10 protein-coding genes are annotated in these 9,616 nt (G+C 72.1%); 5 read left to right on the top strand and 5 right to left on the bottom strand.

Features of this window, described 5'->3' with window-relative positions; genetic code table 11:
* Positions 1-489 (top strand): acetyl-CoA carboxylase biotin carboxyl carrier protein subunit (locus tag ACH4U7_RS52760; protein ID WP_398534874.1); only part of this gene is annotated, 489 nt, incomplete at its 5' end.
* Positions 490-780: 291 nt separating this feature from the next.
* Here ACH4U7_RS52760 and ACH4U7_RS52755 read toward each other — a convergent pair.
* Positions 781-1,692, bottom strand: coding sequence for an alpha/beta hydrolase (locus tag ACH4U7_RS52755; RefSeq protein WP_398534873.1), 912 nt, complete (start codon positions 1,690-1,692; stop codon positions 781-783).
* A 179-nt stretch (positions 1,693-1,871) separates the two neighbouring features.
* Between ACH4U7_RS52755 and ACH4U7_RS52750 the strand changes: the two genes are divergently transcribed.
* Positions 1,872-2,702 (top strand): 4'-phosphopantetheinyl transferase family protein, encoded by an 831-nt coding sequence (locus tag ACH4U7_RS52750; RefSeq protein WP_398534872.1) that lies wholly within the window; start codon positions 1,872-1,874, stop codon positions 2,700-2,702.
* 31 nt (positions 2,703-2,733) lie between these two features.
* Here ACH4U7_RS52750 and ACH4U7_RS52745 read toward each other — a convergent pair whose 3' ends face one another.
* Both ACH4U7_RS52745 and ACH4U7_RS52740 read right to left on the bottom strand, forming a co-directional pair.
* The gene (locus ACH4U7_RS52745) at positions 2,734-3,588 is read right to left on the bottom strand and encodes an ABC transporter permease subunit (RefSeq protein ID WP_398534871.1); all 855 of its coding nucleotides are present in this window, start codon (positions 3,586-3,588) and stop codon (positions 2,734-2,736) included.
* Complete coding sequence (locus ACH4U7_RS52740; protein WP_398534875.1) at positions 3,585-4,496, bottom strand: ABC transporter ATP-binding protein; 912 nt, start codon at positions 4,494-4,496, stop codon at positions 3,585-3,587. Before ACH4U7_RS52740 ends, ACH4U7_RS52745 begins: the two co-directional genes overlap by 4 nt.
* A 134-nt stretch (positions 4,497-4,630) precedes the next feature.
* Between ACH4U7_RS52740 and ACH4U7_RS52735 the strand changes: the two genes are divergently transcribed.
* Both ACH4U7_RS52735 and ACH4U7_RS52730 read left to right on the top strand, forming a co-directional pair.
* A complete protein-coding gene (locus ACH4U7_RS52735; RefSeq protein WP_398534870.1) occupies positions 4,631-5,926 on the top strand; it encodes a sensor histidine kinase in 1,296 nt (431 codons plus the stop codon).
* Positions 5,923-6,585, top strand: a complete 663-nt coding sequence (locus ACH4U7_RS52730) for a response regulator (RefSeq protein WP_398534869.1) — start codon at positions 5,923-5,925, stop codon at positions 6,583-6,585. Before ACH4U7_RS52735 ends, ACH4U7_RS52730 begins: the two co-directional genes overlap by 4 nt.
* A 48-nt stretch (positions 6,586-6,633) precedes the next feature.
* On the opposite strand, the gene ACH4U7_RS52725 is transcribed toward ACH4U7_RS52730, so the two are convergent.
* Together ACH4U7_RS52725 and ACH4U7_RS52720 are read right to left on the bottom strand one after the other, a co-directional pair.
* Positions 6,634-7,281, bottom strand: coding sequence for a response regulator (locus tag ACH4U7_RS52725; RefSeq protein WP_398534868.1), 648 nt, complete (start codon positions 7,279-7,281; stop codon positions 6,634-6,636).
* Entirely contained in the window at positions 7,245-8,561 is a 1,317-nt protein-coding gene (locus ACH4U7_RS52720) for a sensor histidine kinase (protein ID WP_398534867.1), read from the bottom strand. Before ACH4U7_RS52720 ends, ACH4U7_RS52725 begins: the two co-directional genes overlap by 37 nt.
* A gap of 214 nt (positions 8,562-8,775) precedes the next feature.
* On the opposite strand from ACH4U7_RS52720, the gene ACH4U7_RS52715 reads away from it, so the two are divergent.
* On the top strand, positions 8,776-9,616 hold an 841-nt coding region (locus tag ACH4U7_RS52715), incomplete at its 3' end, for a serine hydrolase domain-containing protein (protein WP_398534866.1).

Below are 9,616 nucleotides of genomic sequence, written 5' to 3'. Positions count from 1 at the left end.
GACCCCGCCTTCACCAGCGACCCCTTCACCATCCACACCCGCTGGATCGAAACCGAATTCACCAACACCATCACCCCCTACACCCCCACGGGCACGGAGGAGACGGAAGAAGCCGCCGCACGCGAAACCGTGGTCGTCGAGGTCGGCGGGAAACGCCTGGAGGTCTCCCTCCCCGCGTTCCTGGGCGCGGCTGCCGCGCCTGCCGCCGGGGACGGGGGCGGGGCGAAGAAGCCGAAGCGCAAGGCGGTGAAGAAGTCGGGTTCGTCCGCCTCGGGTGACGCGCTGGCCTCGCCGATGCAGGGCACCATCGTCAAGGTCGCGGTGGCCGAGGGCGACCAGGTCGCCGCGGGCGACCTGGTCGTGGTCCTGGAAGCGATGAAGATGGAACAGCCGCTCAACGCCCACCGGGCCGGCACCATCAAGAGCCTCGCCGCCGAGGTCGGCGCCTCCATCACCTCCGGCGCCGTCATCTGCGAAATCAAGGACTGAGGGCTGACAGCGAGCCACCCGGCCCCGAACCCTTGACCGTTTCAGAGCCCACCGGGCCCCCGTCTCACCGGTTACGCCGGATACGGGGGCCCGGCAATTCGTATGGCATCTTCGTGCCATGGGTCTGGGGCGCGAAGCCCACGTGACAGACCATGGAGGCGGTGATTCCGCACTGTTGGCATCACCGGTGAACTTGGTCTCCCCCGCGTAACGGGGGCGGGGGAGGCCAATTTCCCGTGCCCGAATCGGCGTCGATCCGGCCTGAGGCATGCCCGAGCGGGCATTGCCTCTTCACTTCTTCATCGTGCGCCCCAGGAACCCGAGGACCGTCTCCGCGTAGACCTCCGGATGGGTCTTGACGCCCTGTAGATGCTCGGTGTCCGGCAGCGTGTGCACCTCCGCCAGCGGATACCGCTCCGCCAGCGCCCGCACCCCGTCCGCCGGAATCATCGTGTCGCTCTCGCCGGCCAGAAAGAGCATCGGCGTGCTCTCGTACGCCCCCGTGGCCGCGGGCGGCCACTGCACCCGCAGCATCGCCACCGCCGCCGTCGAGGCGACCTTCTCCAGAGCCTTCCGGGACGGCCCCTTCCGCAGCGGTCCGGGGATCGGCAGCCCGTCGGCCGCGAGGAAGTTACGGAACAGCGGCCGCAGTTCCAGTGCCGGGCCGCTGTCGAAGACGACCGCGTCGACCGGGCGCTCCCCGTTCCGCCTGAGCATGTAGAAGGAGGGGAAGGCGGAGATGGAGAAGCCGTAGACCGCGATCCGCGCCGAGGCGTACTCCGCCATGCCACGCACATGCTTGACCACCGCGACCACATCGTCGGTGTGCCGGTCGCTCATGCCCCAGCAGGCCCGGTCCGCGCTGCTCCTGCCGTGGTTGCGGTGGTCGAACATCGCGACCGTATAGCCCGCCTCGTGGAGCATCTTGGCGTGCGCGAGGCTCGCGGACTTGCTCAGGCCCAGGCCGTGCCCGAGCACCACCACCCGGTCCGGGTCGCCCGCGCACAGCCACACATGCAGCCGACGCCCTCCGCCGCCCAGCGGCACGGTGACGTCGGTGCTGGTCAGCCCCAGGTCGGCGGGCTTCTTGTGGTACGGCCTGCGGGGCGGGTGGTAGATGAAGTACGAGAGGAAGGCGCCGTACAGCGGAGCCACCGGGAGGGCCAGCGCCGAGGCCGCCTTCGCCGAGAATCCGGTCGCCATGTCGCAAACCCCCATTACGGAAAGTGCACGGTCTGTGCTTGATCGTAGTGGTGCGGACGGGTGACCATACCAGTCGGTAGGGGAACGTGTCCTAAGTCACCGGGTGTCGCCCGTGCGGCAACGCCGCCCCGGGGCAAGGATGTTGAGTCAGACTCAGCGCTGCGGGGGGAGGCGGAATCGTGTCGTACACCAACCCGGGCGTCCGGCATCCCGCCGTCGACATGGCGGACGGCACGGCGGACGGGACGAACGGATGGGGCCCGGCCCGCGCGCTGCCCCGCCCCGAGGACCGGCCCTCCGGCGCCGAGGTGGCCGTATGGCTGCTGCGGATACCGCCGTCCGCCGCTGCGGCCGCCGCGCGCGCCGGGATGCTGGACGCCCGCGAGAGCGAGCGGGCCGCCAGGTTCCGCGACGACACCCTGCGGGAGCGCTATGTCGCCTCCCATGTGGGTCTGCGCGTCCTGCTCGGCGCGTATCTCGGTATCGACCCCGCCGAGGTCGAGCTGATCCGCGAGCTGTGCGGCATGCCGGACTGCGACAAGCCGCACGGCCGCCCCGCCGTGGCGGGCGAGCCCGGGCTGCGGTTCTCGCTGTCGCACGCCGAGGATGCCGCGATGTACGCCTTCGCCGACGCGCCCGTCGGCGCCGACATCGAGGCCAGGAACGCGCGGCGGGGCGGCAAAGTGCTGGCCGGGCTGATCCGGCAGCTCCACGCCGATGAGCGGACGGCGATCGAGGCGCTGCCCGAGGCGCTGCACGAGGAGGCGTTCCTCAGCTGCTGGGTGCGTAAGGAGGCGTACCTCAAGGGCATCGGCACCGGCCTGCCCGGCGGCCTGCGCACCCACCACGTCGGCCTGGCCGACCACCTCGCCCCGCCCAACTCCGCCACCCCGCCCGGCTGGTCACTGGCCGACGTACCCGCCCCGCCCGGCTACGCCGCCGCGGTCGCCCTGCGCACGGACGACACGGCGGCTGCGCGCCCGGTGGTGAGCGCGTTGCGCTTGCGGTGAGTTCCCGGGCGTAGGGACGTCCGGCCCGCGGTCACACATCGCGCCGCCGCACGACCAGCACGGTGACGACGACCGCGACCAGCGGCCAGAGCGCGAAGACCAGCCAGGAGCCGGTCGGCGTGGGCAGGGCCGCAAGGCCGCGGGGGTGCAGCTGGGACAGGCAGTGGCGCCAGACGTAGAGGGGGAACATGCCGTACAGGTCGTTCGCCCACTGGTGGACGCTCGGCTTGAAGAAGAGCGGCAGGATGACCAGGACGGCGCAGGCCGTGACGACCGCGGCCGCGGTGTGCCGCAGGACCGCGCCGATGCCCAGGCCCACGAGCGCCGACAAGGGCACGAGCAGCGCGTTCGCCACCAGCACGCGAGGCACGCCGGGATCGCCGAGCGACAGGCCGATGCCGCGGCCGGACAGGATGGCCTGGCTCACGGCGAACGTGCCGAGGGAGACAGCCGTACCGACGGCGAGCATGACACCCCCGACCACGGCCGCCTTGGCCGTCATCACCCGGTGGCGGGCCGGTACCGCGGTCAGCGTGGTGCGGATCAGCCCGCTGGCGTACTCACCGACGATCGACAGAGCCCCCACGCTGGCCGCACCGATCATCAGGAGGGCCACGGCGACACCGCTCAGCGCCTCGGTCATCGGGTCGAAGTGGGCCCTCTCCACCGGGCCGTAGTCCGGCCAGCTGTTGTAGGTGTCGAGGCTGCCCTGCGCCGCCATGGCGATGACGGCCAGGACGCCGAGGCCGAGCACCCACCGGGTCGAGCGCAGCGACCACAGCTTGATCCACTCGGCGGCCAGGAGACCGCGGAGACGGACGCGCGGCTCGGCGCTCGGGCCGGACAGGGCCGGGGCGGTCGGCTGGGTTGCGGCGGTCGTGGTCATCGGCGGTCTCCCGCGAGGTAGTCGGCACGGTCGGCGGTGAGTTCCATGAACGCTTCCTCCAGCGACGCGGTGCGCGGGGCGAGTTCGCGCAGGAGGATCCGGTGCTCGAAGGCGAGCTCTCCGATCCGGGCCGCGGTCAGCCCCGTCACCATGAGCGACTCGCCTCCGTCGGCCCGTACGGAGGCGCCCGTACGGGTCAGTACGTCCGCGAGGGCGGTGGGGTCGGGGGTGCGCACCGCGACATCGGCCCGGGTGCCGCGCGCCGCGAACTCGGCGACGGTCTCGTCCGCGATCAGCTCGCCCCGGCCGATGACGACGAGGCGGTCCGCGGTGTTCTCCATCTCGCTCATCAGATGGCTGGAGACGAGCACCGTACGCCCCTCGGCGGCCAGCCGCCGGAACAGACCGCGCACCCACCGCACGCCCTCCGGGTCCAGGCCGTTGACCGGCTCGTCGAACAGCAGCACGGGCGGGTCGCCCAGCAGGGCCGTGGCGATGCCCAGCCGCTGCCGCATGCCGAGCGAGAACCCCCCGACGCGGCGGCGCGCCACACCGGCAAGACCCACCTCCTCCAGGACCTCCCGCACCCGGCGGCGGGGCAGACCGTTCCCGCGGGCCAGCGCGGACAGATGCGCCGCGGCGCTGTGGCCGGGGTGGACATCGCCCGCGTCGAGCAGCGCGCCGACGTGGTGCAGTCCGGCCTGCCGGTGGGCGAAGGGGCGCCCGTCGACGGTGGCGGTTCCGGCGGTGGGCCGGTTCAGGCCGAGGACCATCCGCAGGGTGGTGCTCTTGCCGGCGCCGTTCGGGCCGAGGAATCCGGTGACATGCCCGGGCCGCACCGTGAAGGTGAGGTCGTTGACGGCGAGGACGTCGCCGTAGCGCTTGGTCAATCCGTTGGCTTCGATCACCCGGTCCACGCTGCCGCGGGCCGGGGCCGTGCGGCATCGGCCCGTGGGCAGGAATCCGCGCCGCGGCATCTGCCTTTGGGTATAGGCCCGCAGGCCGATGCCCGGCACACGCCTGCCCGCCTACGATCTGGTCCGTGCCCGAGACCCCCTCCCGCCTTCCTCTGCTGTCCCTGCCGTCGCCCTTGCTGAGGTGGGGTCCGGTGGCCGGGCTGAGCCTGGTGCTGTACGCGACGGTCTCGAGCGGCCTGGAGCCAGGTGAGGGGGAGGGTGTGCCGGGCGCGGCCCTCGCGGGGGTTGCGGTCGCGATGGCGCTGCCGCTCGGGTGGGCACGGCGTTGGCCGTGGCCGGTCCTCGCGGCGCTGCTGGCCGAGTCGGCCGCGGCGGTGGCACTGGGAGCGCGGGCCGAGCAGATCTGGCCGCTGTTCCTGGCCGCGGACCTTCTGGCCGGCTACCTCACGGGCACGGGCACGGGCACGGGCATGGGCACGGGCACGGGCATGGGCCCGCGCCGGGCCGGCTCCGTCGCGGCGGCCGTCACGACGGCGGTTCAGGAGACGGCCCTTCAGGCGGGCCTCTTCCGGGACGGCGGTTGGAACCGCGTGTTCGCCCCGGGCTTCCTGGCTCTGAGCGCGCTCCTCGCCCTGCTCGTCCTGTGCGCCTGGCTGGCGGGGCTGTCGGTGCGTCAGCGGCGCGATTACGACGAGGACTTGCGCGCGCGGACCGCGGCCGAGGCGGTGACGGCCGAGCGGCTGCGCATCGCCCGCGAGCTGCACGACATGGTCGCGCACAGCATCGGCGTCATCGCGATCCAGGCCGGTGCGGGCAGCCGGGTGCTCGACAGCCGGCCGGAGCAGGCCCGCTCCACGCTGGACGCCATCGAGGCCACCAGCCGGGAGACCCTGCACGGGCTGCGGAGCATGCTCGACGTGCTCCGCCGGACCGAGCCGGAGACGGTGGGGTCCATGGCGGGGACCCCGTTCGCCGGGCTGGCCGACCTCGACCGGCTGACCGCGACGACGGCGAACGCCGGCGTCCGGGTGGAGGTGCGGTGGCGGGGCGAACGGCGCCCGCTGCCCACCGCCGTCGACCAGTCCGCCTTCCGTATCGTCCAGGAGTCGGTGACCAACGTGGTACGTCATGCGGGGACCCGCCACTGCCGGGTTCTGATCGACTACCGGCAGGACGAACTGCGCGTCGAGATCGTCGATGACGGAGATCACGGAGATCACGGAGATCACGGAGACGGCGGGAACACCGGAGATGGTGGCGCGCCCGCCGAAGGATCCGGCTACGGCATCACCGGTATGCGGGAGCGGGTGGCGCTCCTCGGCGGCCGGTTCAGCGCCGGGCCACGGCCCGAGGGCGGCTTCCGGGTCGCCGCGCGGCTGCCCCTGCCTGCCGATGCGCCCATGCCTGCCGAGGCGCGGTGACGATCCGCGTCGCGCTCGCCGACGACCAGCCGCTGGTCCGCGCCGGCCTGCGCATGGTCATCGACTCCACCCCGGGTATCGAGGTCATCGGCGAGGCCGGGACCGGGACCCGAGTGGTGCGGCTGGTAAGGGAGCTGAGGCCCGATGTGGTCGTCATGGACATCCGCATGCCCGGCATGGACGGTATCGAGGCCACCCAGATGATCACGGCCGAGTCTCCGGCGGCCCGCGTCCTCATGCTCACCACCTTCGACGACGACAGCAACGTCTACGCGTCGCTGCGCGCCGGCGCGAGCGGCTTCCTCGTCAAGGACATGGCCCTCGACGACATCCTCTCGGCCATCCGGGTGGTCGCCTCCGGTGACGGGCTGATCGCCCCGAGCGTCACCCGCCGCCTCATCGAGGAATTCGCCGGCCGCCCCGAACCGGCCCCGGCTCCACCGCCCCGCGACCTCGCCGCCATCACGGGACGGGAGCGCGAGGTGCTCACCCTCGTCGGGCGCGGCATGTCCAACGCGGAGCTCGCGGCCCGGCTCCACATCACCCCGGGCACCGCCAAGGCGCATGTCGCGAGCCTGCGCTCCAAGCTCGGCGCCCGGGACCGGGTCCAGCTCGTCATCATCGCGTACGAGGCGGGGCTGGTGTCACCGTCCCGGTGACCCGACCCGAACCGACCTGCCCCCGCCCCGCCCGTGCCCTGTGCAGCGTCACTTCATATACGCCAGAACGGCGAGGACCCGCCGGTTGTCGTCGTCCGAGACCGGTAGGTCCAGCTTGGCGAAGATATTGGAGGTGTGCTTGATGACGGCCCGTTCGGTGATGACCAGCCGCTCGGCGATCGCGGCGTTGGAGCGGCCCTCGGCCATGATGCCGAGGACTTCGCGCTCCCGGGCGGTCAGCCGGGCCAGGGGGTCGGCGGCGGAGGAGGCGGTGCTGGCGAAGAGGCGGGCGATGACGTCGGGGTCCATGGCGGTGCCCCCGGCGGCCACCCGGCGTACCGCGTCGACGAACTCGTCCGGGTCGAACACCCGGTCCTTGAGCAGATAGCCGATGCCGCCCGTGCCATCGGCCAGTAACTCCTTGGCGTACAGCTGCTCCACATACTGGGACAGGACCAGCACCGGGAGGCCGGGGATCTGGCGGCGGGCCTCCAAAGCGGCCTGCAGGCCCTCGTCGGTGAACGTCGGCGGGAGTCGTACATCGACGACTGCCACGTCCGGACGTTTCTCGACGAGGGCCTGCAGGAGGTCGGGGCCGGTGTCCACAGCGGCGACGATTTCGAAGTCGTATGCCTCCAGAAGCCTGACTAACCCGTCCCTCAGGAGGAAGAGGTCTTCGGCGAGGACAACACGCACGGCAGCTCCATGGTCAGTGTCGTCGGACCGCCCTGGGGGCTGGTCACGGCAAGGACACCGTCGAAAGTAGCAAGCCGGCGCTCCATTCCGCGCAGTCCCGTACCGCGGGAGGGGTCCGCGCCGCCGATCCCGTCGTCGGTGACCTGGCCGCGCAGCCGGCCCGTCTCGTACCAGAGGTCGACCGTGACCCGCTGGGCCTCGCCATGCTTGGCGGCGTTGGTCAGGGCCTCGGAGATCGCGAAGTACATGGCGGACTCGACGGGGGCCTCGGGGCGGCCCGGCAGCTCGGCGTTGACCTCGACCTCCAGGGGGCTGTCCATGCCCAGGGCGCGGACGGCGTCGGCCAGGCCGCGGTCGGCGAGCACCGGCGGGTGGATGCCGCGGACCAGGTCGCGCAGCTCGTTGAGGGCGGTGGCGGAGGCCTGGCGGGTGTCGGCGAGGATGGCGCGGGCCGCCTCCGGGTCCTTGGCGAGCAGTCGCTCGGCCACGCCCAGGTTCATGCCCATCGCGACCAGCCGGGCCTGGGCGCCGTCGTGCAGATCACGCTCGATACGGCGCAGCTCGGCGGCCGAGGTGTTGACGGCGTCGCTGCGGGTCTCGGTGAGGTGGCGCACCTGGCGGGACATCTCGGTGGGGGCGAGCAGCGACTTGGCGAACTGGGCGTGCACCCGGAGCAGGTGCGGGCCCGCGGCCAGACCGGCCAGCGCGATGGGGATGCCGAGGGCGGCGGCCATCAGGGCGGAGCCGTCACTGGTCACCTTGACCATCGCGTACCAGTTGTTGCCGCCCGCGTCGGCGATGTCCTCCCAGATCAGGGGCATGATCAGGCCGAAGACGCCATAGCCGACCAGCGCCAGCGGCAGCAGCGCGATCACCAGGCCGACCACCGGGTTGACCAGGGTCCAGGCCAGGTCCCGCCAGGTCGCCGGGTCGGTGAGGACCCACTGGTTGCGCTGCATTAAGCCCTTGAAGCCCGGCTCGGGAGCCGGCTGCGGCCGGTACGGGTTCTCGATCCCGACCCCCGACCACTGCCCGGCCAGCCGCCGGGTGATCGCCGTGGTCCCCCGCAGGGCCACCGCGAGGGCGGGCACCAGGAGCACCCCGAGGCCGACACCCAGCAGCGAGATCGCGGTCACCACCAGGCAGAAGAGCAGCACCTCCCACGGGGCGAGGGCGGCCAGCGCCAGCCCGCGGCCCATGGCGCGCACTCCACGGACGGGCCAGGGGCCGCTGCCGCCGACCTGTCGTCCGTCGGTCCTCTCGTCCATCATGATGCTCATTTCGTAACCCCCTCCTCGGGACGGCCCTTCCGCCGCTGTGTGCCATTCAGTCTGCCCGTGGCGAGCCCTTGGGAGCACTGGACTCGGGTGGCGTTTCGGAGGGTGTAGTCAGGTCCCCCATAAGACGCCACACAGGGCCATCGGCCTCCGCGCGCTACTTGAGTTGACTTGTGGTCATACGACGCAAGCCCTCTGTGAGCGAAGGAGCCGGTAAATGAGTACTCGACGCAGCGCTACCGCGGCGGTGTCCCTGCTGCTCGCCGTCCTCATGACCGTGCTGGCGACGGCCGCCTCGGCCTCCGCCACCCCCGGCTCCCCGCGCCCGCGGAGCCTTGAGGACCTGGTCGACAGCCTCGTCAAGAAGCAGCTGGACGAGTACCGGATCCCGGGCGCCGCGGTGGTCGTGGTCTCCGGCGGACGGCAGGTGCTGGCCAAGGGGTACGGGGTGGCCGACATCGACCGCAACACCCGGGTGGACGCCCGCCGTACGGGCTTCTTCATGGGCTCGGACGCCAAGGTGTTCACCGCCATGGCGGTGCTCCAGCAGGTCGAGCGGAAGAAGCTGGACCTACGGGCCGACGTCAACCGATATCTCACCCGCCACAAGGCCGGCTTCACCATCAAGGACAGCTATCCGGGACGGCCCGTCACCGTACGGGACCTGCTGATGCACACCGCCGGGTTCGACAACAGCATCATCGGCCGCGCCACCGCCCACCCCGAGGACGCCGAACGGCTCCGCGACAGCCTGGCCGAACACCAGCCCAAGCGGGTGCGCCCGCCGGGCAAGGTGTCCAGCTACGACAACTACGGCGTGGCGCTGGCGGGCTACCTGGTCGAACTGACTTCGGGCGAGCACTTCGACGCGTACGTGGGCCGCCACATCCTCCAGCCGCTCGGCATGACCCGCACCTCCTTCGCCCAGCCGCACCCCGCCGCCATCGCCACCGAACGGGCCGGCGGCTACCGCCCCGACGGCAAGCGGCAGGTGCCCGCCGAGGGCCAGTACGGCGCCTGGACCCCGACCGGCGCCGCGGCCGTCACCACCGCCACCG

Source organism: Streptomyces sp. NPDC020845 (assembly GCF_044334165.1).
Taxonomy (GTDB): domain Bacteria; phylum Actinomycetota; class Actinomycetes; order Streptomycetales; family Streptomycetaceae; genus Streptomyces.
The sequence above is the reverse complement of the archived record's forward strand: the minus strand, read 5'-3'. Positions and strand labels throughout refer to the sequence as shown.